Genomic DNA, 23,586 nt, shown 5'->3' on the forward strand with positions numbered 1-23,586 from the left:
GATTGCTCCGATCAGATTAATGGACTGATCCGATACTTAGGTCGCCAAACCTGACCGCCCTTCAAGGCGACGCAACGACTATAGTTTTCAGCCCGAACCCCGAACAGGTATCCGATTCCGAGAATTGCGTAGGAATCGTCATCAATCACCCCCAACGCCCCCCCAACACAATCCCCTGCGCCTTGAACCCCTCAAGTGCCGCTATCCCCATCGGCATCAACTCCCGCACCGTCACCCCAGCCATCTCAGCCAACGCAACCAGATGCTCCCGCCCACTGCGCCGATGCTCCATCAGCGATACCAACAACCCATAAGCCAGCGGCGCAAGGCGCGAAAATGTCACTTGCCCAGCGCGGCGCTGTAGCAGGACCAACGTCGGAGCCGCAGGTTTTTCACCCGGTTGATAATCCGGCCCGATGTCGCAGACCGGCCATTCATAGGCACGCGCTTGCACAAGGTTCGACACCACGGGCTCGCCCTCGATCAGGTCGCCGAAGGGGTTGTGCGACGGTTCCACCGCATCACTCAGCAATAGGGCGCTTTCGCTCCATTCGTGTTGGGCGAGTTCGGGCAGCCAGGGCGGGAGGTCGTCCAGGTCGGTGTGTTGTTCCAGGTAGGTGACGAACTCGCCGGCCAGTTTTGTGAACAGCGGCGTCTGGCAGCGGTAGTTGGCGTAGAAGTCGTGGACCAGCCATCGCCAGTCGGCGGGCGCCAGGGTTTGCTGGATGACCGGGAAGCTGGCGCCCAGCAGTGCTTCGATGCTGCCGATGAACAGTTGGCGGTAGACGGCCAGGCGGCGGGCTTCGAGCCCGGGGGGTGGCGGTTGGTGGGGGTTGCGCACGTAGCTGGCCATGCAGTTGAGTTGTTCCAGCAGTTGATCAGGCATGGCGGGCCTCCGGGATGACCGGGCAGGCGAGTTGCTGGAGCTGTTTGATCTGCCCGACTTCGGCGAGCAGTTCCGACAAGGGCGGGAAGTTGAAGTCGCGCTCCAGCAGCGTCGGTACGGGTCCGAATCGTTGGTAGGTCTGGTGCAGCAGCGTCCAGACGTCTGGCTTGACGGCGGCGCCATGTGTGTCGATTTTCAGGTCGTCGGCTTCGTCGTAATGGCCGGCAACGTGCAGGTAGGTGACGCGTTGCGCAGGGAGGGCTGCCAGGAACTTCTCGGCGTCGTAACGGTGATTGATGGCATTGACGTAGAGGTTGTTGACGTCCAGCAGCAGGTCGCAGTCGGCTTCCACGAGCACCGCGTTGATAAAGTCGATTTCGCTCATGGCCTGGAAGGGCGCGGCGTAGTAGGAGATGTTTTCCACGGCGATGCGTTGGCCCAGCTCGTTCTGGGCCTGGCGTATGCGGGCGGCGACGTGGTGGACGGATTCTTCGGTGAAGGGGATCGGCAAGAGGTCGTAGAGGTGACCGCTGTCGGAGCAGTAGCTCAGGTGTTCGCTGTAGATCGCCACGGCGTAGCGATCGAGAAATCGACGTGTGCCCCGCAGCAGGTCGAGGTCGAGGGATTGGGGACCGCCGAGGGACAGCGACAGCCCATGGCAGGTGATGGGGTGCCGTGCGGCCAGTCGGTCCAGTTGTTCGGCGTAGACGCCGCCGACGCCAATCCAGTTGTCCGGGGCGCACTCGAGGAAATCCACGGCGCCCGGGGCCATCTCCAGCAGGTCGCCAAGCAGGGCGCGGCGCAGGCCGAGCCCGGCGCCGCTGGGGGAAGTGAAGGTACTCATCGCAGTTCTCCAGGGATGACCAAACCCTCCCGGCGCGCATGTCCGGGAGGGTCGGAGCGAAGGCGGTTATTCCTTGGCTTGGCTCATGCGGGTGAACAGCTCTGTTGGCACTTTCTTGCCGTTGGCCGTGTATTGGCCGGTGCGGTATTTGTAGGTTTCGGCCTCGGACAGGTAGCCGTCGTGATTGCTGTCCATCTTTTCGAACTCGGCTTGCTGGGTCGGCGCGACGCTGAGGAATTCCTTCAGCGAGACGCGATCGTCATCGTCGGTGTCAGTGCGAGCGAAGGAGGCGTCGCCACATTTGCCTTCGCCGCACTTGCCTTCGGCAGCAGTGACTTTCTTGCTCGATTCGGCGGCACCGCATTTGCCTTCACCGCATTTGCCTTCAGAGGTCTTTTCCGCCGAGGCCAATTGATACCCCTGGGGCAGTGCTTCCACGGCGAAAGCGGACTGGGCCAGGCTCAAGCCACCGGACAGGGCGAGGGCGGCGAGGGCGAGGCGAGCGGTGCTGGAATTTTTTGTACGGGTCATGAAATTTCTCCAGATAAGAGCTGTATGGCCCCGGCAACGGTGCGCGGGGCGTGTGCCGTGGCGGCGTCACGTTGCTTGCCCGGTGCTCGGCACGTCGGGTCGAAGCAAGGCGGGACTGCCTGTTCGGACGGGGCCATTTGGCGCTTGTCGTGTATCTGGGATGTGTCATGCCGCGGTGTGTTTGTATTGCTGTGTGTCGCGGATACAGAGCCCTGCAGAAGGGCGGCGCTCAGGTCAGATCATGCAAGTCCTTGCCCAGCGCCGGCCGAGTGTCCAGTCGGAAAACGCCACTTTCAATCCACCTCGCTTGGGGCTACAGGCCATCGGGCCCACTTGGTAATGAGGTGCGACGATGAAGCGAGAGGTGATTCAGAAGAACGAGGGCTGCTGCGCAACCTAGCGGGAGCAAGCTCCCTCGCCACGGGATGGGTGTGTTGCTGACAGCAAAAGTTTGGCAGCCAGTCACTGGCCGAAGAATGGCTCAGCAAGCCCTGCAAATACTTGGACGGTCATGTGCCCTTGGAGCTGATCGACAATTCGATGGGCTTTCAGGTGGTAACGAATTACCTGAGCCGCATCGCGCATGGGGTTTATCAATGAGCCTCTGACTTCGTGTGTATTCACTTCTTGACCGAATAATCCGCACCCCACATCCGCACAGCACTGACCGCCTCGTTCATGCCTTCGAAAACGAATTTCTGCCGTACGGCGATTTTCGGTGGGACGGTGACTTCGTCGGGGTTGTCCAGGCCGGTGAGTCGGTTGGCGTAGCCTGCCTGGTCGATGGCGAGCAGGGCGCCCGTCTGGCCGAGGTTGATCAGGCGCAACTGGGTGTCGGTGCTGTTCTTGAAGCCGAGGGTGATGGTGACGCTTTCTTCGCTGGGCTCGAGCTTCAACACCTCGACGGTGATGCGGTCTTTCATCTGCTCGCCGGAGGAGATGATCGCAGCGCCGTCGGTGCCCTGGACCGACTCACGGCCATCGAGCACGCCTTCGCTCACACCGCCCAACAGGTTCTTGCCGGCGGTGATGAAGGTCGAGACGGCGGATTTGGTCGAGTCCTTGATGACGCTTTCCGCCGGCTCGCCTTCGGCCAGGCACAGTGAGCTGATCAGGAGGCTGGAGACGAAGAGGGTGGCGCGTGACGGCAGAAGGGTCATACCTGGGGTCCTTGAAGGTGGCTTGCAGCATGCCCGTCAAATGGGCGTGCGGCATGATAGCGGTGATCATGGCGCACTTGTCCATTACTGGTTTCGCCGTTTGCCGGCTTTTTGCACTGATCCGCATTTTTCGCTTACAGGTGCGTCTGTAATGGTCTCAGTTCACACGCCACAATTCGGCCGTGCCGCAATGACTCTATTGGGAGAAAACTCATGGCGAAGATGGCGATTTTTCTGGGTGGTTTCCTGGCGTTGACGTTGCTGATTGGTGTGCTGGCGACGATCTCGCCTGTTTAAGGGGTTTTTCTGTGGCGAGGGGATTTAGCGAAACGTCGCACCGCCCCGTTGGGGCGCGAAGCGGCCCTGAAAGTTCTTGGGGCCGCTTCGCAGCCCAGCGGGGATGAATCCCCTCGCCACAACAGCTTTCACTCAAAGAAGAATGCGTCGATCAGCGATGCAAGATCACCTGCGCAATCTCCAGCAGCGGCATCACCCGTTGCGCGGCGTTGAGCTTGATCGCTTCCTTGGGCATGCCAAACACCACGCAACTGGCTTCGTCCTGGGCGACGGTGGCGCTGCCGGCGTCGAGCATTTCCTTCAGGCCGCGGGCGCCGTCGTCGCCCATGCCGGTCATGATGATGCCCGTGGCGTTACGGCCGGCGAACTTGGCGACCGAGCGGAACAGCACATCCACTGAAGGGCGATGGCGATTGACCAGCGGGCCGTCCACCACCTGCACGTGATAGAACGCGCCGCTGCGGGTCACCATCATGTGTTTGCCGCCCGGGGCAATGAGCGCCAGGCCAGGGTGGATGCGGTCGTTGTTCTTCGCTTCGCGCACTTCGATCTGGCACAGGCTGTTGAGCCGGGCGGCAAAGGACGCGGTGAATTTTTCCGGCATGTGCTGGACGATGACGATGCCCGGACACACGCGTGGCAGGGCAGTCAGCACCGCTTCGAGCGCCTGGGTGCCGCCGGTGGACGTGCCCATGGCGACGATGCGCTCGGTGGTCTGGGCCATGGCGTGGCCGTTGGCGGCAGGCAACATGGCGTCGGCGGTGAGTTTGGTCGCGGGCGTCAGCGGGGCCGCCGGGGCAGTGCGTTTGCCCAGGTTGCGCACATTGACCTGGGCGGCGGCGCGGATGGCCGAGACCAGTTCCGGTGCCGAGTCCAACAGGAAGTTCTTCAAGCCGCTGGTGGGCTTGGTGATGATCTCCACCGCGCCGGCGGCCATGGCTTGCAGGGTGGTTTCCGCGCCCTTGGGCGTCAGCGACGAGCAGATCACCACCGGGGTCGGCCGTTCGCTCATGATTTTTTTCAGGAACGTGATGCCATCCATACGCGGCATCTCTACGTCCAGCACGATTACGTCGGGCCATTCCTTCGCCAGTTTGTCCATGGCGAAAATCGGGTCGGACGCGGCGCCGATGACATTGATGTCCGGGGTGTCACTGAGTATGGCCATCAACACCTGGCGGACCACGGCGGAGTCATCCACCAGCAATACGTTAATTTTTTTGCCTGACATGGTTAATGCAGGGTCCTTATTGGTTGGTGCCTGACCCAGACGTCGCCGGTGCAAAGGTCAAAAATGATACTGCGGTGGCCGGTGCTGCCCATGTCCTGGGCGATCAGGTCCAGGCGATAGAGGGCCGCCATTTCCAGTGCCGCGTTGACGTTCAACCGCGCCACGTCGCCGTAGGGCACATGGCGTTGCAATTCGGGAAACATCTCGCCGCCACCGAACAGCTTGAGTTGGTATTCCTCAGGCTCGGTGTGATGGGCCCGCGCCTTGCGGACGAACAGCTCGATGGCCTCATCGGCGTACAGCCCGTTCAGCGCCGTGGAACAACGCACGCGGCTGGGCAACATGAAGTGGCACATGCCGCCGATCTTGCGCTCTGGATGCCAGAGCGTAATCGCCACGCAAGAGCCGAGGATCGTGCGCAGCCGGGTCGGGCAGGTCGCAAAGCGAAACTCTCCCGGCCCCAGGTAGACCTCGGCGACTTGCTTGATCGCGGCGCTCATGGCTTGCGATAAATCGAAGGGGCCACCAGCTTCAACGCGTCGGAAACACCGTTGAGGCTCTCCGAATGGCTGACGATGAAATACCCGCCGCGCTTGAGCCGCGGGAGGAGCCGGGCGACCACTTTGCTTTTTGTGGGCTGGTCGAAATAGATCATCACGTTGCGCAGGAAAATCACGTCGAACTCCCCCAGCTCCGGAAGGGTGTCGTTGAGGTTGACCTGGATGAAGTTGACCCGGTTGCGCAACGCCCGGTCGATCAGCAAGGTGCCCTGCTGGCTGCCGGTGCCCTTGAGGCAATATTTCACCAGCAGCGAATGGGGCAGGTTGCGGGCGCGCTCCATCGGGTAATGCCCCGAACGGGCTTTCGCCAACACTTGCGTGCTGATGTCCGAACCGATGACTTCCCAGGGCGTGGTGCCCAGGCTTTCGGCCAGGGTCATGGCGAGGCTATAGGGTTCCTCGCCCGACGAACTGGCCGCACTCCACAGGCGAAAGGTCTTGCCCGGCGTCGCATGGGGCAGCACGTGATCGCGAAGGAAGTCGAAGTGCTTGGGCTCACGGAAAAAATAGGTTTCGTTGGTCGTGAGCAGGTCCAGCGCCACTTGCAATTCGTCGCTGCGCTGGCCGCTCATGATCAGCTTGAAATACTCGCCGTAGCTGTCCAGCTCGTAGTGCTTGAGGCGCTTGAACAAACGCCCGGCCACCAGGGCTTTCTTAGCCGGCGACAGGTTGATGCCAGCCGCCTGGTACAACCAGGATTGGAACTGGCCGAACTCCCGGTCGGTGAGCGCCATCGAATTCACCGTGCGTTCCCTGCAAGTGTCTGTGCTCATGAGTCTGGCGCTTCCAACGCGGCGGGGCTGGCCTGGGCGAGTTCGGACATCTCATCGATGGACAGCACCCGGTCCACTTCCAGGACGATGACGAACTTGCCATCGACCTTGGCCATGCCACTGATGAAGTCGGCGCGGATCTTCGCGCCGAAACTCGGTGGCGGCTCGATCTGCGAAGCCGGGATTTCCAGCACCGCCGACACCGTGTCCACCAGCAGGCCAATGTCCTGGGCCAGCCCATCGGCACTGGCGGCCTCGATGATCACCACGCAACTGCGACGGCTGATGGTGGAGTTCGGCCGGCCGAAACGGGCCGACAGATCCACCACCGGCACGACCGCGCCGCGCAGGTTGATCACCCCGCGGACGAAGGCCGGCATCATCGGCACGACGGTGAGATTGCCGTATTCGATGATTTCCTTGATGCACAGGATGCCGATGGCGAACATCTCCGTGCCGAGCATGAACGTCAGGTACTGCGCTTCTTCCTCGACCGCGCTGGCGGTCTGACGTGTGGTCGCGATGGCGCCCATTGCCTTTCTCCTTTAAGCAAGCCTGTGGAACCGGGCCGTCAGAACCGGGTGAATTCCGATTCGTCCGGTGCGCTGGCCATGTTGTAGGCAAACGCCTTGGGCATCACCGGTGCCGGTGCCCGGCCCGGTTTACGGCTGGACGGGCCAGGGGTGTTATCGACCCGAGCGGCCTGGACGGCAGATTTCGGCGGCGTGTCCAAGGTGAAGAAGCTCATGGCCTGCTGCAGTTGTTCGGCCTGGCTGCTCATCTCCTCGGCGGTGGCGGCCAGTTCTTCGCTGCTGGAGGCGTTCTGCTGGGTCACTTGGTTGAGCTGGGTCATGGCGGTGTTGATCTGCGCCACGCCAGCAGCCTGTTCTTCGGACGCGGCGCTGATTTCCTGGACCAGGTCCGAGGTCTTGTTGATGGACGGAACCATCTCGTTGAGCAGGTTGCCGGCCTTCTCGGCCATGTCGACGCTGCTGGACGACAGCTCGCCGATTTCCTGTGCCGCGACCTGGCTACGCTCGGCCAGTTTGCGGACTTCGGCGGCGACCACCGCGAAGCCTTTGCCGTGTTCGCCGGCGCGGGCTGCTTCGATGGCGGCGTTGAGCGCCAGCAGGTTGGTCTGGTAGGCGATGTCGTCGATGATGCTGATGCGCTGGGCGATTTTCTTCATCGCCACCACGGTCTGCTGCACCGATTCGCCACCGTCGGTGGCTTCCTTGGCGGCCTTGCTGGCCATGCCGTCGGTGACCTTGGCGTTCTCGGTGTTCTGGTTGATGCTGGCGCTCATCTGCTCGATGGACGCGCTGGTTTCCTCGACGCTGGCCGCCTGTTCGCTGGTGGCTTGGCTCATCGACTGCGCGGTGGCGCTGACTTCTTCGGAAGCGCTGGCGAGGTTGTCCGCTGCGTTGCGCACTTCACCGATGATGTGCGACAGCTTGCCGACCATGTTCTGCATGGCGTTGAGCACCATGCCGGTTTCGTCTTTCGAGCCACCTTCGATCTTCGCGTTCAGGTTGCCTTCGGCCAGTTGTTCGGCAACGACGGCGGCTTGTTTCAGCGGACGGGAAATGATGCGCGAGATGAACAGCGCCAGGCCCAGGCCCACCAGCAAAGCAACAGCCAGCACGGCGATGATTGACAGGCGCGCGTTCTCATACAGCTTGGTGCCGTGCGCACTGGCGACGTCAGCCCCAGCGGCGTTGAGTTCGACCAGTTTCTGCAAGTCGCCGGTCACCAGGTCGAACCGATTCTTGGACTCGCCCTTGAGCATCGCGTTGGCTTGCTCGGTCAGGTTCTGCCGGGACAGTGCCAGCAGGTCCTTGCTGATCGCCAGATAGGCGGCCCAGTCAGTGCGGGTAGTTTCGAATGCCTGACGATCTTCCGCGCTGGAAAGCAGTTTTTCGTAAGTGTCCAGGCGCGTTTCGAAGGCCTTTTTTGCTTCTTCGGCTTCTTGCTCGAGGGTGATGCGCTCCTGCTCGGAATCGGCGGCAATATGGCGATTCTCCTTGAGGCGATAGCTCGCCGCGTAGAAGCGCATGCCCGAGGCCGCCCGCATGGATGGCATCCAGTTTTCACGAATGTCGAGGGCGGTGTGGTTGACCTGGCCCAGCTGAATGATCGAGAACACGCCCATGACGGCGGTCAGCGCCAACACCGCGAGGAACGAGGTGATCAGTTTGGTGGCGATTCTAAGGTCGTAGAACCATTTCATTGGGGAATACCTCTCCATGGAGTGTTGAAGCGTCAGCGAGCGTTGGCTTGTTGTAATGGGGTCGAGTTGTAGCGGTTTTCTATCTGTGCGATCTGGGTCAGCAATGCCGGTACGTCGAGAATCAACGCCACGGCGCCGCTGCCCAGGATGGTCGAGCCGCTGATACCGCGCAGTGCGCCAAACAGCTTGCCCAGGGGTTTGATCACGGTCTGGAATTCACCCAGCAGGTCATCCACCACCAGCCCGGCCTTGAGTTCGGCGTAGCGCACCACCACCACGTTCTGCCGGCGCGAGGCCGGGCCTTCGTGGTGGAAGTGATCGCGCAGGTACACCAGCGGGAGCACTTCGCCCCGCAGGTCGAGGTAGCCTTGTTCGCGACTGGCGATGCCATCGTCTTCGCTCAACTCGATGCATTCCTGGACCATGTCCAGGGGAATGACATAAGTGGACTGGCCGATGCCGACCAGGAAGCCATTGATGATTGCCAGGGTCAGCGGCAAGCGGATGCGCACCACGGTGCCCTTGCCCGGCTGGCTGTCCAAATCGACCGTGCCGCGCAAGAGCGTGATGTTGCGCTTGACCACGTCCATGCCGACGCCACGCCCGGAAAGGTTGGTGACGGCCTGGGCGGTGGAGAAGCCCGGTTCGAAAATCAGGTTGTAGATTTCCTGGTCGGTCAGGTTCGCACCCTGGGCGATCAGGCCACGTTCGTGGGCTTTTTCCAGGATACGGTCGCGGTTCAGGCCGGCGCCGTCATCGGCGATTTCCAGCACGATGCTGCCCGAGTCGTGGTAGGCATTGAGGTGCAGATGCCCCTTGGCCGGCTTGCCTGCCGCCAGCCGTGCCTCGGCGGTTTCGATGCCGTGGTCCATGGCGTTGCGCAGCAGGTGCATCAGCGGGTCGCCGATCTTTTCCACCACGGTCTTGTCCAGCTCGGTTTCCGCGCCGCTGATGATCAGGTCGATGTCCTTGCCCAGTTCCTGGCTGACATCGCGCACCACCCGGCGAAAGCGGTTGAAGGTTTCGCCGATGGGGATCATGCGCAGGCGCAAGGCACCGTCGAGAATCTCTTCCACCAGCCCGGACACCGATGAGGTGGCTTCCTGCAACGGGTCGTTCTGGCAGGTGCGGGCCAGCAGGCTGGCACCGGCGCTGGCGATGACCAGCTCACCCACGAGGTTGATCAGTTCGTCGAGTTTGTCGGCATTGACCCGGACGTAGGCACCGTCCTTGGCTTTGTTTTCATTGGTGACGGCCTGTCTGTCAGGCGCGACCTGGGCGGGCATGCGCGGGGTCTTGCGTTGGTCCGGCATCAGCTCGCCCGTGGTGACCACGGCGGTGCCTTCGTCGCTCGCCGGCTGGGACGTCGCGACCAGGCCGGTATTCGCCTGGGCTTCGACGTCCTGGGCGGCGACGATTTCGATCACGCAGTCTTCCCGCACGAAATCGAAGACTTCGTTGATCGCGGTGTATCCGGCGGCGGAGCGAAACGCGATGTCGAAGCCCAGGTAGCAGGACTCGGCATCCCAGGCCTCGACAGCCGGCAGCGCCTCGGTGAGCGTGGAGATCTCGATGATTTCACCCAGGGTTTGCAAGTAGCGCAGGAACGACAAAGGGTCCATGCCGTTGCGGAATACGTCCTGGCCGAAGCGCAGGGAAATGTGCCAGAGGCTCGCTTCGGATGTATCGGTCGGCTCGGCTTCTGCTTTGCGGGCCGGTTCGGCTGCGGTCGGCGGAGCCTGGTATTCCTGCAGGATCTGGCACAGTTCCATTTCCCGCGCCAGGGCAGGGGGCTGCAAGGTCGAGCCCTGGTTGGCGACCACGTCGATCAGCTCGAGCATGTGATCGCCGGACTTGAGCAGCACCGCGATCAAGCCCGGGTCTACCTCGACGCTGCCCTCGCGCAGGCGGTCGAGGACGTCTTCGACGATGTGGGTAAAACTGACGATCGGCTCCAGGCCGAACAGTCCGGCCGAGCCCTTGATCGTGTGGGCCGCCCGGAAAATCGCGCCGATGGCGTCATCGTCGCCGGGGTCGTTTTCCAACTGCAGCAGCGACTCTTCCATCGCCTGCAGTTGTTCCCGAGCCTCGACGATGAAGGTTTGTTGTGCCTGATCGAGATTGATGCTCACGCTCATGTCCTTTGTCGTGTTCGACGTGTTGCGGTGGCGCTAGGCAACCAGGTTGCATAGGGCCAGTGTTTCCGTGACGGCTTTGCTTTGATCGGTCACCGTCAGTTGGGTGCCGGCCTTGGGTGCCTCGCGCTGAATCATCAGCAGCAGTTGCAGGCCGGCGCCATCCATCTCGGTGATCTGCGACAGGTCCAGCGCCATGGCTGGGGTTGCCCCCAACCGTGGCAGCAATTGCGCGGCCAGGTCGGCGGCGGTGTAGATCGTCAGCTCGCCGTCGATCTGCACCTGCGCGGTGTCATCTTCTATTTCGTACAGCAGCGGCATTGAAGCCTCCGGCCATCAGGGAAGAATCAGCTTGGACACCGCCGCCAACATCTGCGCCGGCTGGAATGGCTTGACCACCCAGGCCTTGGCACCCGCGGCCTGGCCTTCTTGCTTCTTCGATTCCTGGGATTCGGTGGTGAGCATGATGATCGGTGTGAACTTGTAGCTCGCGAGCTTCTTGACCTCCTTGACGAAGGTGATGCCGTCCATGTTCGGCATGTTCACGTCGCTGATGATCAGGTGCACTTTCTGGCCGTTGAGCTTGCCCAGTGCGTCCTTGCCATCGCTGGCCTCAATCACGTCGTAGCCGGCACTTTTCAACGCGATGCCGACCACCTGCCGAACGCTCGCGGAGTCGTCGACAACCAATACACTTTTCGCCATGGGGGGCTCCTAGAAGAAGGTTATTTCCTGTGAAGTCTGTTGCGCCGCCGAGTCGCCGTGGTGATTGCGGCGCTGCTCGTCGGTGGCATAGGTGGTTTCCATGCGCGCCAGCCATTGGCGGGCGTCGATGGAAGCGGCCTGTTCGGGCGACTGGCTGGCCTGCTGCAGGTGCACATGCAGGTCCTCGATGTTGTCGCGCACGTGGCTTAGGATCTGGCTGACCCGATCCTGGAATTGCAGGTTGACCAGCACGTCGGTGAGTTCGTCGCGAATGCCGAAACTCTCTCGTTGCAACATGTCGGCCGAATCGGCGAGGCGCCCGGTGACGCTCTGGAAGCGTTCGAGTACACGCTGGATGCTGCCTTCGGACACGGCCACGGATTGACTGTCCTGGTCGGCACCGCTGGAGGCTGCGTGGACCAATTGGGTGATGGCGGTGTTGATGACATCGACCTTGGCCGACATCTGTTGACCGGTCTCGCTGGACTTGCTCGACAGGGCGCGCACCGCGTCGGCCACCACCGCAAAGCCACGTCCGGCTTCGCCTGCGCGAGCGGCTTCGATGGCAGCGTTGAGGGCCAACAGGTTGGTCTGGGCGGCAATCGCCGCGACGTCGGCGGCCATGGTCCGCAGCTCGCCGGTATAGGCCGTCAGGTTGCGCACCTGTGCGAGGGTTTCATCACGACTGGCCTGGGTGGCCTTGAGCGAATCGATGACCTTGACCAGTTCGCCTTCACTCTGCGCCAACACCTGGACGGCACCGCCACTGCTGCTGCCGGCCAACTCACCGGCGGCCAGTTGCGAGGCTTGCACGGTCTCTTCGAGGCGCGAGGAAATGCCGGTGAAACGGCTGGTCAACGAAACGATCGCGGTTTCAGTCTGCTGGCGCGAGCTTTCGACTTGCTTGGCCCAGATCGGCATGGCACCGAGCATCACTTCGTTGAGTTGCGCGGTCCCGTTATTGCTGGCCTGGCTGGCCTGCAATTCATGGCTGGCGATGGCGGCAGCGATGGCCTTGTTGGATTGAAGGCGTTGCGACCGCGCGCCGAAGATCCCGGCGCCCACGCCAAGGATCAGCAGCACGACGCTCAAACCGATGTTCTGCGCGCTCGCGCCATTCAATGCCAGCACGCCGACGCATGCGACAGCGGCCACGATGACGGCCGGCCAGAGCACGCGAGGCTGGGATTTGGCGAAGGATTGGTCGTGGGAATACGACGTCATGGTTCGGTCCTTGAACAGTGTTGCGGACAGGTGTTTGCGAATAACTGGTTATCTGCAAAACCGACTTGGCCTTGAGGACCAGTCGTCCGATTCCGTTAAAAAAGATGGCACATTGATATCTCAGAATAGACGAGATCGGCGAAATGTCGAGGTGGCCCGACCTACGGAAAACCCGTGGCGAGGGAGCTTGCTCCCGCTGGACTGTGCAGCAGTCCCAACCACCGGTCTGATTTCCCGGCGATGCCAATTCAAAAAGGGGGCCGCTTCGCGACCCAGCGGGAGCAAGCTCCCTCGCCACAAAAGCGGACATCTTCCGAAACATAACGAAAGGATTGAGCTAAATTACCCCGCATCAGATTTCGAACCTGCCATCGAGCCCTCATGCCCACCCAGCCTCTCTGGAAAACCTACCTGCTGTTCCTGGCCCCCATGGTCGTGTCCAATTTCCTGCAATCAATGTCCGGTACGCTCAACAGCATCTATATCGGCCAGATGCTCGGCACCCAGGCCTTGGCAGCGGTGTCGGGGATGTTTCCCATCGTGTTTTTCTTCATCGCCTTGGTGATTGGCCTGGGTGCCGGGGCAGGGGTGTTGATCGGGCAGGCCTACGGTGCCAGCGAGACCGGGACGGTGAAGGCGATTGCCGGTTCGACGCTGTTGCTGGGGGCGATCATCGGGTTGGTCGCGGCGGTGCTGGGCAGTGTCTTTGCCCGTGAAGGCCTGCAGGGGCTCGGGACGCCGGCCGATGTGCTGGATGACGCGGTGTCCTATGCGCGGGTGATGATGTGGATTTTGCCGATGCTGCTGGTGTTCGTACTGTTCACCCAGCTGTTGCGCGGTGTCAGCGATACCGTTTCGCCGCTGCTGGCGTTGCTCGTCTCCACCAGCGTCGGGATGATACTGACGCCGGTGCTGATCCGTGGCTGGCTGGGGGTCCCGCCGATGGGCATCCAGAGCGCGGCGCTGGCGGGGCTGGTGGGCACCGCGTCGGCGATGGCGATGCTGGCGTGGCGCCTGAACCGCCGGGCGCATGCCCTGGCACCGGATCGGGCGTTGTTCGCGGCGATGCGCCTGGACCGGGACATCCTCGGCAAAGTGCTGCGCATCGGCCTGCCCACCGGTTTGCAGATGGTGGTGATCTCGTTGTCGGAGCTGGTCATCCTCGCCCTGGTCAATCGCCACGGCTCCCAGGCCACGGCGGCCTACGGCGCGGTGACGCAGATCGTCAACTACGTGCAGTTCCCGGCGTTGTCGATCGCCATCACCGCTTCGATCCTCGGTGCCCAGGCCATCGGGGCCGGGCGCCTGGAACGCCTGGGACCGATCCTGCGCACCGGGCTGTTGATCAATGTCTGGCTGACCGGTGGGCTGGTGCTGCTGGGGTATCTGTTGTCCCACTGGTTGTTGGGGCTGTTCATCACTGACCCGGCAGCGCGAGTCCAGGCCGAGCATCTGCTGCACATCATGCTCTGGAGCCTTCTGGTGTTCGGCTTCCAGGCGATCGTCGGCGGCATCATGCGCGCCAGCGGCACGGTGCTGGTGCCGGTGGCGATCTCGATCTTCTGCATCATCGGCGTGCAAGTGCCGGTTGCCTACCTGTTCGACGCCCACTTCGGCCTGCAAGGGGTGTGGATGGCGTTTCCGGTGGCGTACCTGAGCATGCTGTTGCTGCAGACGCTGTATTACAAACGGGTCTGGCAGCATCAGCGGATCGAGCGGTTGGTGTAGACCACTGCCAGGCGAAACGATGCAGAACTCTGTGTGGGAGCGGGCTTGCTCGCGAAGACGGCAGTCCATTCGCCATTGATGCAAGCTGACCCACCGCCTTCGCGAGCAAGCCCGCTCCCACAGTACAGTGGCCACCATTTCATCCCAGTACGAGGATCACGATGTCCGTAGAACTCCCCTCCATCGCCTACCGCGCCTTCCTCTTCGACATGGACGGCACGCTGCTCAATTCGGTCGCCGCCACCGAGCGGATCTGGACCCGCTGGGCCATCCGCCATGGCCTGGACGTGGCGAAGTTCCTGCCTACCATCCACGGCGTGCGCGCCGTCGACACGGTCGCCCGCCAGAACTTGCCCGGTGTGGATGCCCAGGCCGAGGCCGCGCAGCTCACCGTTGAAGAAATCGAAGACGTGGAAGGCGTGGTCGAGGTGCCCGGTGCACTGGCCTTTCTCAGGAGCCTGCCGCCAACGCAATGGGCCATCGTCACGTCTGCGCCGATGGCCTTGGCTTTACGCCGGATGGAAGCCGCCGGGATCCCGCGCCCCGAGGTGATGGTGACTGCCGAAGACGTGAGCGCCGGTAAGCCGAATCCAGGGTGCTATCTGTTGGCCGCGCAACGCTTGCAGGTCGCCCCGCAGGAATGCCTGGTGTTCGAGGACGCCGACGCCGGGATCAAGGCCGGCGAGGCGGCGGGCATGGACGTAATGGTGGTGACCGCCACGCATACCCACCCGGTGGTGACGTTGCATGGGCAGATCGAGGATTACCGTGGGCTGAGCATTGCGGTAGACGACAACGGATTGATGCACCTTCCAGACCACCGCTAACCCCTGTGGGAGCGGGCTTGCTCGCGAAAGCGTCGTGTCAGCCACATCAGTCATGGCTGAACCACCGCCTTCGCGAGCAAGCCCGCTCCCACATGTCTACCTCAGCGATTTCGGGATCAGGTCACTACGCGATAGCACGGCACATACGCCGCGCCGCCCGGCAGTTTCATCCGATGCTGGGCGACGAAGGCCTGGAGCAGGCGATCCAGCGGCTCCATGATCGCGGCGTCGCCGTGGATTTCGTACGGGCCGTGTTCTTCGATCAGGCGGATGCCCTTGTCCTTCACGTTCCCCGCCACGATCCCCGAGAACGCCCGGCGCAGGTTCGCGGCCAATTCGTGGGCTGGCAATTCGCGGCTCAGGCCCAGGCTGGCCATGTTGGCGTGGGTTGGGTCGAACGGACGCTGGAAACCTTCGTCGATTTTCAGCAGCCAGTTGAAGTGGAACGCGTCGTTGCGCTCGCGGCGGAACTGCTTCACTTCTTTCAACCCCTGGGTCATCTGCCGCGCCACTTCGGCCGGGTCGTCAATGATGATCTGGTAATGCTTTTGCGCGGCCTCGCCCAAGGTCGCACCGACGAATGCGTGCAGTTGCTCGAAATACGGCGTGGCGCTTTTAGGCCCGGTGAGGATCACCGGGAAGGGCAGGTCCTGGTTGGCCGGGTGCATGAGAATGCCCAGCAAGTAGAGGAACTCTTCCGCCGTACCGGCGCCGCCCGGGAAGATGATGATGCCGTGGCCGACGCGCACGAAGGCTTCCAGGCGCTTCTCGATGTCCGGCAGGATCACCAGTTCATTGACGATCGGGTTCGGCGCTTCGGCGGCGATGATGCCCGGCTCGGTCAGGCCCAGGTAGCGACCGCCGTGGATGCGCTGCTTGGCGTGGGCGATGGTGGCGCCTTTCATCGGGCCCTTCATCACGCCCGGGCCGCAGCCGGTGCAGATGTCCAGGCTGCGCAGGCCCAGTTCGTGGCCGACTTTCTTGGTGTATTTGTATTCTTCCGTGTTGATCGAGTGACCGCCCCAGCACACGACGATTTTCGGTTCCACGCCCGGGCGCAGGGTGCGAGCGTTGCGCAGCAGGTGGAAGACGTAGTCGCTGATGCCCTGGGATGAGCTCAGGTCGATGCGCTGGCTGTCCAGTTCGTTCTCGGTATAGACGATGTCGCGCAGGGCGCTGAACAGCATCTCGCGGGTGCTGGCGATCATTTCGCCGTCGACGAATGCGTCGGCCGGCGCGTTCAGCAGTTCCAGGCGCACGCCACGGTCCTGCTGGTGAATGCGGATCTCGAAATCCTTGTAGGCTTCCAGGATGGTCTTGGCGTTATCGACATGGGCGCCGGTATTGAGAATGGCCAGGGCGCACTGGCGGAAAAGATCGTAGATGCTGCCGGAACCGGCTTCGCTCAGTTGCTGCACTTCGCGCTGGGACAGGGTTTCCAGGCTGCCCTTCGGGCTTACCGAAGCGTTGATTACATGTCTTTGAGTCATTCAGCTTTCCTTGAAAACGATGCCGCTCGCACGACGGCGGCATCTTGAAAAAAACATCCACGCAGGAAGATCGCACGATCCTTGCGGTATCGCCATGGACTTTGATCCGGGTCCTTCGGATCGCTTGCCACTTAAAATGAGCCCCAGCATAGCTAAATCGACCGGGCAGGCGATAATGCGCGACTCTTTTCACGCCACACAAGGAAATTGCGACGCGATGTTCGAGATCAAACCGTGGGACGCCGCCGACTACCGGCAACAGACCCGTCGCAGCACGCTCATCCTGGCCGTGGTGTTTCTCGCGCTGGCGATGCTGTTATCGAGCTTGGCAGTGATGGCGTTCGGTACGCCTGGAGGGGACAATTTTCGCTTCAATGTAGGTGGCGTATTTGCTGCCGTGCTGGTGATGGTCGGGCTGATGCGCGGGTATTTCTGGTCGCAGCCGTGGATGAGTGCGGCGGTGTACGGCTGGCAGCTCAAGCGCAGCCTGATGAGCATCACCAACGTGATGCATCAAGTGAAGGCCGGCGCGCAGGCCCGGGACCCGGCGGCGATGAAACTGTTGCGTTTCTATCACTTGGGCTTGGCCCAGATGCACCTGCTGGATGCCAATTCCAGCGACCACGCCTCGCTGGTTCGCGAGGCCGATGAGCATCTGGAGAAATTGCAGGCGCAAGGCCTGGACCCTGATCAATCACGCTTGGACCCGGCCTGGATCGACACTGTGAAGCAGGCCTACAACGCGCGGCCGTAGCGGCCGCTCGTCGGTTCCCTTAGGGAAAAAATCAAACCCCGGCCAGCGGACGCCTTTCTCATGAACAGTCATGGAAAGGAGAGTCGAGATGCCTGGAAAGATTGTTCATGGAACCTGGGCCATGCTCTATGCGGCAACGGTGGGCCTGGCGGGCTGCGCGGGCGGCAACAGCCATTCACCGGTGGATGCGCCAGGGGCTGCGAAAAGCCCGACCACCGCGACCCTGGAAGCGGGGGCCGGGATCATGCAGGACAAACCCCCGTTGCAAGCGTTGGATACCTACCTCGATGGTTTTCATTTCTATAACGGACGAATGTCCGGGCAAATGGAAGCGCACCACTACTGCACGGCACTGAACGAAGAAGTCTTCCAGTGCGCCATCTTCGACGCCAACACTGCCAAGGCCAAACTGATGGGGGTGGAGTACATCATCAGCAAGCGCTTGTTCGAAGACTTGCCCGCCGCCGAGAAGCAGCTGTGGCACAGCCATGTGCATGAAGTGAAGTCGGGTCAACTGGTCGCGCCGGGCATACCCGAAGTCGCGGAGACTCGCTTGATGAAAAATCTGGTCGGCACCTACGGCAAGACCTGGCACACCTGGCACACCGAGCAGGGCAATGCGCTGCCCTATGGCGTCCCGCAATTGATGATGGGCTTTACGGCCGATGGCCAGATCGATTCGCAGCTGGTGCGCGAGCGCGACGGGCGGATGGGCATCGACAGCGAAGCGAAGAAACGTGCCCGCGAATCCATCGAGGCGCCGGCAATCGATCCTGGCGCGGATGCGTGGCAGAAAGGCAAGATTTGGCAGATCAAGGATCCGACGGGGCATGCTCATTAAAGAAAGTGATCTTGAAGAAAGCTTTCTGTGGCGAGGGGATTTATCCCCGCTGGGTTGCGAAGCGACCCCAAATAATAAACGAATCAGATATCAAGTTTGTCGCCCGGGGGGCTGCTTCGCAGCCCAGCGGGGATAAATCCCCTCGCCACAAGTGCAGCGACAGCAAAAGATAGGTGCGTTTGGAAGTTAGGTGGGGCGATCGGCATCCGTTACGGCTGTTTGAAATGCCCCGGAACATCATGTTCCGTTTCGTTTGGCCTGGTTCTTTTCTGAACTTGAACGTCACTGATCTTGACACTCTTAAGTTCAGTGAAGGTCACCCTCAAGAGCGCTTCGGCTTCTTCGGTGGTCAGCGTCTCGGTGTCCGTTGCGAGTACCCGGCTATCGGGTTGGCCGTCGGCGATAAAGCTGATGATGAATCGATCGTGGCTCATTCATGACCTCGACAGGTTAAGCGCCAGGACGCAGCAAAGCTGCGCCCCAACGATTCTCCGGGTTACGACTTCCGGCCACCGCCGTGGCTACGTTCGCCACCTTTGCGGCCAGCTTCAGAAGCTTTTTCCCGGTCGTTTGCGAAATTGCCGCCGGAAGCATGTCCGCCTTTCTTGCCGGCTTCGGATGCTTTCTCACGGTCGTTTGCGAAGTTACCTGGGTTTTTGTTTCCGCTATTAGCCATTTCGAGAATCCTCATTTTGGTTAAGCGAGTAAAACGTGCCTCGCAGTACTGTGAAAGAAAACTGCGAAGGGAAGTTTAAAAAAAACGTTTCGCTGGCGACGAACGGCATTGGTTTGTAAAAGTGTATGGAAAAAGTTATACAGCCGTTTCGCTTGAACTTATACAACATGGATTTTGTTAATAAACAAAACGGCGTCAAATCGAATTTATTCATTGCCAGGGGGACGGTTTCAGTCCTCGCCGCCGCTCACTTTCCAATGCTTGGCCTCGGGTGGGAACACCACTTGTTCAACCCGATGCGCGATGCCGAAGGCCAGGGAATTCTCCGCCGGGATCACTCGTTCTTCGGCGCACAGGCATTTGAAGATATCCAGTTGCGTGGCAGCGCCGGCCGTTTCCTTGACGTAGATTTCCACGTACCGCGCCACGTCGTTGTCGAGGCTGGACAGGTATTCGCGCAAGCGCGAGTGGTCCACGGATTTCTGGCCGAAATACCAATTCATCGGGTGGATCAGGAAGCGCGAATGCGGGGTCGTGGTGCGGTCGCTGGCGGCCAGGTACATGACGATGCCCATCGACTCGATGTTGCCGGCGTTCACGGCGCGCACCGGCACGGGGAGGGACTTGATGAAGGTGTAGAGGGTGAACCCGAAGTTGGTGCTACCGCCGACCGTAGAGAGGTTGAGCATCAGCGAGTCAGCGCCTTTTTCAATGGCTTCCAGGCAATTGTCGCGGAAGCGTTCGGTGGTTCCCTGATCGATCTGGCAATGGAAATGGACGATGTGTTCGGACATCTGAAACTCCTCTCGACGTCACGCGTTGACGAGTCTGTGGATCAGCGGCTCTGTACAGTTGGGAGTCCACCGGCTGTCGGATGTTCCACTTCCGTAACACGTTATCGAGTCCGGCAACGAATCGATCGTTTCGCTCAACAGGCTTCGACGGCGTGGGCCATGCGTTCCAGGAACATCGTCAGCGCCGCTTCCTGCGCACTGAGGCCCTTGCGCACCCGAGGCTTGGGCAGTTCATGCAGGACGCCGCCCATGAAGCCTTCCAGTACGGCGGGATGGATGTAGCATTTGCGACAGACGGCTGGCGTGTTGCCCAACTGCCGGGCGACTTGCCGGACCATCTCGGCGACGTGTCGCTTGGCCTCGGTTTCGGTTTCCCATTGCAATGTGCGCAGTCCCTCCAGGGCTGCCGCGCTGCCCGCCCAGGTGCGGTAATCCTTGGCGGTGAAATCCGCGCCGGTGAGTGTCTTGAGGTAGGCGTTGACGTCCGATGAGGTGACGGCGTGGCGCTCGCCGTTCTCGTCCAGGTACTGGAACAGATTCTGTCCGGGCATTTCCTGGCAGCGCCGGATGATGCGCGCCAGGCGTCGGTCTTTCACGGTGATCTGGTGTTCGATGCCGCTTTTGCCACGGAACTGGAACGCGATGGCACTGCCGTTGACCGCGACGTGCTTATTGCGCAGCGTGGTCAGGCCGTAGGAACGATTATCCCGGGCGTATTGGGTGTTGCCGACGCGGATCAGGGTCACGTCGAGCAAGGTGATGACTGTTGCCATGACTTTGTCGCGGCTGAAGCCCGGGGCGGCGAGAATGTCTTCCAGGCGCTTGCGCAAGCGGGGCAGGGTGCGGCCAAACTCCAGCATGCGTGAATACTTGTCGGCATCGCGCACTTCGCGCCAGCGTGGATGATAACGGTACTGCTTGCGCCCACGGGCATCGCGGCCGGTGGCCTGGAGATGGCCGCGCGGGTCGGTGCAGATCCAGACATCGGTGTAGGCCGGCGGAACGGCCAGGGCATTGATGCGCTGGATTTCGGTTGCGTCGGTGATGCGCTCGCCCGATGGATCGAAATAACAGAACTTGCCCCGCAGTTTCCTGCGGGTGATGCCCGGCGCCGTGTCGTCGACGTAATGCAAGTCGGCCGGGAGCGCATCGGGCATTGGGGTATCGGGCATGGTGGATCCTTGGCGATGAATTCGGATGGCCTGTGAATTCATTGACCGCTGGCCGTTGCGGTCGTGCCGAGATTCTCATATCACCCGATTCAAACCCTGTGGGAGCGAGCTTGCTCGCGATAGCGGTGGATCAGCTTGCTCAGAAGCTGAATGTGCCGACGTCATCGCGAGCAAGCTCGCTCCCACAGGGGAAATCTTCTGTGAACGGCTACGCCAACACCGCCACCGCCTTGATCTGCGCCCACAGCAATTGCCCTGGGTGCAGCTTCAACTGGTCGCGGGAATACCGGGTGATCCGCGCCAGCAGCGGGGTGCCGGCAGCGTCCAGGCGGATCAGCACGTGGGCCGCGTTGTCGCCGGCCAGTTCGCTGACCACCGTCACTGGCAGGCGATTGAGGATGCTGGTCTGCGCATCGTTTGCCAGGCTCAGGCTGACGTCCCGGGCCTGTACCTTGATGCGCAGCGGCAGTCCGTCAGCCAGGGGCGTGTGGGTCACGCGCATGCGGAGCTGGCTGTCGGGCAGCGTCAGGGTGAGCAACTGATACTGCGTGTCATAGCCGGCGACCTTGCCCTGGATCACCACGCCTGCGTCATCGCCCAGGGCCAGTGGCAGGTCGAGCCGGGCCAGGGTCTCGCCGATCGGCCCGCTGGCCAAGGCCCGCCCGGCATCCAGCAACACGATGTGATCGGCCAGGCGCGCCACTTCATCCTGGGAATGGCTGACGTACAGCACCGGGATGTCCAGTTCATCGTGGAGTCGTTGCAGGTACGGCAGGATCTCGTTCTTGCGTCGCGTATCGAGGGCCGCCAGCGGTTCATCCATCAGCAGCAAGCGCGGGCTGGTCAACAAGGCGCGGGCGATACCAACGCGCTGGCGTTCGCCGCCGGAGAGGTTGTGCGGCTGCCTGTCGAGCAGGTGGCCGATGCCCAGCAGTTCCGTCGCTTGGGTCATGTCCACGCGCCGTTGCGCCGTGGCGACGCGCTTGAGGCCGAACAGCAAGTTACCGCGCACCGACAGGTGATCGAACAGGCTCGCCTCTTGGAAAACGTACCCCAGCGCTCGCTGGTGGGGCGGCACGAAAATCCCGCGCTCGCTGTCCTGCCACACCTCGCCATTGACCTCGACGAAGCCCCGCGCAGGCCGGTCCAGCCCGGCGATGCAGCGCAGGCAGGTGGTCTTGCCGGAGCCGGATTCGCCGTATAGCGCGGTCACGCCCCGGCCAGGCAATTGCACGTCCAGGTCCAGGGAAAACGGGCCGTGGTCGAGTTGAAATCTCGCCTGGATCATCGATCAGCTCCAGCCGGCGCGGGTTCGGCGGCTGGAATACAACGCCAGCAACACCAGGAAGGAAAACACCAGCATCGCCGCCGCCAGCCAGTGGGCCTGGCTGTATTCAAGGGCTTCGACATGGTCGTAGATCTGCACCGACACCACCCGGGTCTTCTCCGGGATGTTCCCGCCGATCATCAGCACCACGCCAAATTCGCCGACCGTGTGGGCGAAGCCGAGGATCGTCGCCGTGATGAAGCCGGGGCGCGCCAAGGGCAGGATGACGCTGAAGAAGGTGTCCCACGGCCCGGCTCGCAGGGTGGCGGCGACTTCCAGGGGGCGGCTGCCGATGGCGGAAAAAGCGTTTTGCAGCGGCTGCACGACGAAGGGCATCGAATAGATCACCGAGCCAATCACCAGCCCGGTAAAGCTGAAGGTGAGGGTGCCCAGGCCGAGGGCCTGGGTGAACTGGCCGATCCAGCCGTTCGGCCCCAATGCCAGCAACAGATAGAAGCCGATCACGGTCGGCGGCAGCACCAATGGCAGGGCGACCACTGCACCCACGGGCCCGCGCAGCCAGGATCGGGTGCGCGACAGCCACAAGGCGATGGGCGTGCCGATCAGCAGCAGGATCACCGTGGTCAGTGACGCCAGTTTCAGGGTCAACCCGATGGCGGAATAGTCGGCGCCGGTCAGCATTTAGCGTTGATAACCGTAGGCTTGGATGATAGCGGCGGCTTTCGGCCCCTTGAGGTAGTCCATCAATGCCTTCGCGGCAGGGTTGTCCCGGCCCTTGCCGAGGATCACGGCGTCCTGCTTGATCGGGTCGTGCAGTTCGGCAGGGACAATCCACGCGGAACCGCTCGCCAGCTTGCCGTCCTTGAACACCTGGGACAAGGCCACGAAACCGAGCTCGGCATTGCCGGTGGAAACGAACTGGTAGGCCTGGGTGATGTTCTGGCCTTCGACGATCTTGCCCTTGACCTGATTGGCGAGCCCCATCTTATCCAACACCTGGGTGGCGGCGAGGCCATAGGGCGCGGCTTTCGGGTTAGCGATGGACAGGTGTTGGAACGCGTTGTCCCGCAGGACCTGGCCCTTGGCGTCGACGTAATTGTCCTTGGCTGACCACAACGCAAGCGTGCCAATGGCGTAGGTGAAGCGCGAGCCTTTCACGGTATCGCCTTCGCTTTCCAGTTTGGCCGGGGTGGTGTCGTCGGCGGCGAGGAACACTTCGAACGGCGCGCCGTTCTTGATCTGGGTGTAGAACTGCCCGGTCGCGCCGTATGCGGCAATCAGTTTGTGTCCGGTGTCCTTCTCGAAATCGGCGGCGATGGCCTGGATCGGGGCGGTGAAATTGGACGCGACCGCGACTTGCACCTCTTCGGCGTGGGCAGCGTTGACACAAAAGCAGGCTGCCAGCAGCAGCGGGGCGAAATGGACTGGGCGCATGGACAG

At 61.9% G+C, this 23,586-nt stretch carries 25 protein-coding genes and 1 pseudogene; 5 read left to right on the forward strand and 21 right to left on the reverse strand.

Annotation, left to right across the window (positions count from 1 at the left end; translation table 11 throughout):
• Positions 1-145: 145 nt before the first annotated feature.
• From KSS97_RS11620 to KSS97_RS11630, 3 genes are all read right to left on the reverse strand, one after another.
• Positions 146-886: an HvfC family RiPP maturation protein gene (locus KSS97_RS11620; protein WP_217861691.1), complete on the reverse strand. Its 741-nt coding sequence runs from the start codon at positions 884-886 to the stop codon at positions 146-148.
• On the reverse strand, positions 879-1,730 hold the full coding sequence (locus tag KSS97_RS11625) for an HvfB family MNIO-type RiPP peptide maturase (RefSeq protein ID WP_217861692.1): 852 nt from the start codon (positions 1,728-1,730) through the stop codon (positions 879-881). The genes KSS97_RS11620 and KSS97_RS11625 overlap by 8 nt, the downstream gene beginning before the upstream one ends.
• 66 nt (positions 1,731-1,796) lie before the next feature.
• Positions 1,797-2,261: an HvfA family oxazolone/thioamide-modified RiPP metallophore gene (locus KSS97_RS11630; protein ID WP_217861693.1), complete on the reverse strand. Its 465-nt coding sequence runs from the start codon at positions 2,259-2,261 to the stop codon at positions 1,797-1,799.
• Positions 2,262-2,711: 450 nt separating this feature from the next.
• On the opposite strand from KSS97_RS11630, the pseudogene KSS97_RS11635 reads away from it, so the two are divergent.
• Positions 2,712-2,861: pseudogene (locus KSS97_RS11635) on the forward strand (antitoxin Xre/MbcA/ParS toxin-binding domain-containing protein); the annotation flags it as partial.
• Positions 2,862-2,881: 20 nt separating this feature from the next.
• On the opposite strand, the gene KSS97_RS11640 reads toward KSS97_RS11635, so the two are convergent.
• From KSS97_RS11640 to KSS97_RS11685, 10 genes are all read right to left on the reverse strand, one after another.
• Positions 2,882-3,421, reverse strand: coding sequence for a hypothetical protein (locus KSS97_RS11640; protein WP_030142250.1), 540 nt, complete (start codon positions 3,419-3,421; stop codon positions 2,882-2,884).
• 448 nt (positions 3,422-3,869) lie between these two features.
• On the reverse strand, positions 3,870-4,949 hold the full coding sequence (locus tag KSS97_RS11645) for a protein-glutamate methylesterase/protein-glutamine glutaminase (RefSeq protein WP_030142249.1): 1,080 nt from the start codon (positions 4,947-4,949) through the stop codon (positions 3,870-3,872).
• Between the two features lie 2 nt (positions 4,950-4,951).
• Positions 4,952-5,449 (reverse strand): chemoreceptor glutamine deamidase CheD, encoded by a 498-nt coding sequence (gene cheD / locus KSS97_RS11650; protein ID WP_030142248.1) that lies wholly within the window; start codon positions 5,447-5,449, stop codon positions 4,952-4,954.
• Complete coding sequence (locus tag KSS97_RS11655; RefSeq protein WP_030142247.1) at positions 5,446-6,282, reverse strand: CheR family methyltransferase; 837 nt, start codon at positions 6,280-6,282, stop codon at positions 5,446-5,448. Before KSS97_RS11655 ends, cheD begins: the two co-directional genes overlap by 4 nt.
• Entirely contained in the window at positions 6,279-6,815 is a 537-nt protein-coding gene (locus tag KSS97_RS11660; protein WP_030142246.1) for a chemotaxis protein CheW, read from the reverse strand. The genes KSS97_RS11655 and KSS97_RS11660 overlap by 4 nt, the downstream gene beginning before the upstream one ends.
• Positions 6,816-6,853: 38 nt before the next feature.
• Entirely contained in the window at positions 6,854-8,512 is a 1,659-nt protein-coding gene (locus KSS97_RS11665; RefSeq protein WP_217861694.1) for a methyl-accepting chemotaxis protein, read from the reverse strand.
• 32 nt (positions 8,513-8,544) lie between these two features.
• Positions 8,545-10,644: a chemotaxis protein CheA gene (locus KSS97_RS11670; RefSeq protein ID WP_217861695.1), complete on the reverse strand. Its 2,100-nt coding sequence runs from the start codon at positions 10,642-10,644 to the stop codon at positions 8,545-8,547.
• A 39-nt stretch (positions 10,645-10,683) separates the two neighbouring features.
• Positions 10,684-10,968 carry an STAS domain-containing protein gene (locus tag KSS97_RS11675; protein ID WP_030142243.1) on the reverse strand — a complete coding sequence of 95 codons (285 nt, stop codon included), beginning with the start codon at positions 10,966-10,968 and terminating at the stop codon, positions 10,684-10,686.
• Positions 10,969-10,983: 15 nt separating this feature from the next.
• On the reverse strand, positions 10,984-11,352 hold the full coding sequence (locus KSS97_RS11680) for a response regulator (RefSeq protein WP_003203044.1): 369 nt from the start codon (positions 11,350-11,352) through the stop codon (positions 10,984-10,986).
• Between the two features lie 9 nt (positions 11,353-11,361).
• Positions 11,362-12,576 (reverse strand): methyl-accepting chemotaxis protein, encoded by a 1,215-nt coding sequence (locus KSS97_RS11685; RefSeq protein WP_198798329.1) that lies wholly within the window; start codon positions 12,574-12,576, stop codon positions 11,362-11,364.
• A 381-nt stretch (positions 12,577-12,957) separates the two neighbouring features.
• Between KSS97_RS11685 and KSS97_RS11690 the strand changes: the two genes are divergently transcribed.
• Together KSS97_RS11690 and KSS97_RS11695 are read left to right on the forward strand one after the other, a co-directional pair.
• Positions 12,958-14,304, forward strand: a complete 1,347-nt coding sequence (locus KSS97_RS11690; protein WP_217861696.1) for an MATE family efflux transporter — start codon at positions 12,958-12,960, stop codon at positions 14,302-14,304.
• Between the two features lie 161 nt (positions 14,305-14,465).
• Positions 14,466-15,131 (forward strand): HAD family hydrolase, encoded by a 666-nt coding sequence (locus KSS97_RS11695; RefSeq protein ID WP_217861697.1) that lies wholly within the window; start codon positions 14,466-14,468, stop codon positions 15,129-15,131.
• Positions 15,132-15,247: 116 nt separating this feature from the next.
• On the opposite strand, the gene ppnN is transcribed toward KSS97_RS11695, so the two are convergent.
• On the reverse strand, positions 15,248-16,621 hold the full coding sequence (gene ppnN / locus KSS97_RS11700) for a nucleotide 5'-monophosphate nucleosidase PpnN (protein ID WP_030142239.1): 1,374 nt from the start codon (positions 16,619-16,621) through the stop codon (positions 15,248-15,250).
• Between the two features lie 217 nt (positions 16,622-16,838).
• Between ppnN and KSS97_RS11705 the strand changes: the two genes are divergently transcribed.
• Together KSS97_RS11705 and KSS97_RS11710 are read left to right on the forward strand one after the other, a co-directional pair.
• Positions 16,839-17,375 carry a DUF3087 family protein gene (locus tag KSS97_RS11705; RefSeq protein WP_217861698.1) on the forward strand — a complete coding sequence of 179 codons (537 nt, stop codon included), beginning with the start codon at positions 16,839-16,841 and terminating at the stop codon, positions 17,373-17,375.
• Positions 17,376-17,463: 88 nt separating this feature from the next.
• Positions 17,464-18,216, forward strand: coding sequence for an OBAP family protein (locus KSS97_RS11710; RefSeq protein WP_217861699.1), 753 nt, complete (start codon positions 17,464-17,466; stop codon positions 18,214-18,216).
• Positions 18,217-18,425: 209 nt separating this feature from the next.
• Here the strand turns inward: KSS97_RS11710 and KSS97_RS11715 are convergent, their stop codons facing one another.
• The 7 genes from KSS97_RS11715 to modA all read right to left on the reverse strand — a co-directional run bounded on the left by KSS97_RS11715 (position 18,426) and on the right by modA (position 23,580).
• Positions 18,426-18,650: a hypothetical protein gene (locus KSS97_RS11715; protein WP_030142236.1), complete on the reverse strand. Its 225-nt coding sequence runs from the start codon at positions 18,648-18,650 to the stop codon at positions 18,426-18,428.
• A gap of 62 nt (positions 18,651-18,712) precedes the next feature.
• Positions 18,713-18,892 carry a con-10 family general stress protein gene (locus KSS97_RS11720; protein ID WP_003182983.1) on the reverse strand — a complete coding sequence of 60 codons (180 nt, stop codon included), beginning with the start codon at positions 18,890-18,892 and terminating at the stop codon, positions 18,713-18,715.
• 230 nt (positions 18,893-19,122) lie between these two features.
• Positions 19,123-19,686 carry an ATP-dependent Clp protease proteolytic subunit gene (locus tag KSS97_RS11725; protein ID WP_030142235.1) on the reverse strand — a complete coding sequence of 188 codons (564 nt, stop codon included), beginning with the start codon at positions 19,684-19,686 and terminating at the stop codon, positions 19,123-19,125.
• 134 nt (positions 19,687-19,820) lie between these two features.
• Positions 19,821-20,858, reverse strand: coding sequence for a DNA topoisomerase IB (locus KSS97_RS11730; protein WP_217861700.1), 1,038 nt, complete (start codon positions 20,856-20,858; stop codon positions 19,821-19,823).
• Between the two features lie 208 nt (positions 20,859-21,066).
• Entirely contained in the window at positions 21,067-22,146 is a 1,080-nt protein-coding gene (modC, locus tag KSS97_RS11735) for a molybdenum ABC transporter ATP-binding protein (RefSeq protein WP_217861701.1), read from the reverse strand.
• 3 nt (positions 22,147-22,149) lie between these two features.
• Entirely contained in the window at positions 22,150-22,827 is a 678-nt protein-coding gene (gene modB, locus KSS97_RS11740) for a molybdate ABC transporter permease subunit (protein WP_217861702.1), read from the reverse strand.
• A complete protein-coding gene (gene modA / locus KSS97_RS11745) occupies positions 22,828-23,580 on the reverse strand; it encodes a molybdate ABC transporter substrate-binding protein (RefSeq protein ID WP_085987077.1) in 753 nt (250 codons plus the stop codon). It lies immediately after the preceding gene.
• Between the last annotated feature and the right edge of the window lie 6 nt (positions 23,581-23,586).

This window comes from Pseudomonas alvandae (assembly GCF_019141525.1).
Classification (GTDB): Bacteria; Pseudomonadota; Gammaproteobacteria; order Pseudomonadales; family Pseudomonadaceae; genus Aquipseudomonas; species Aquipseudomonas alvandae.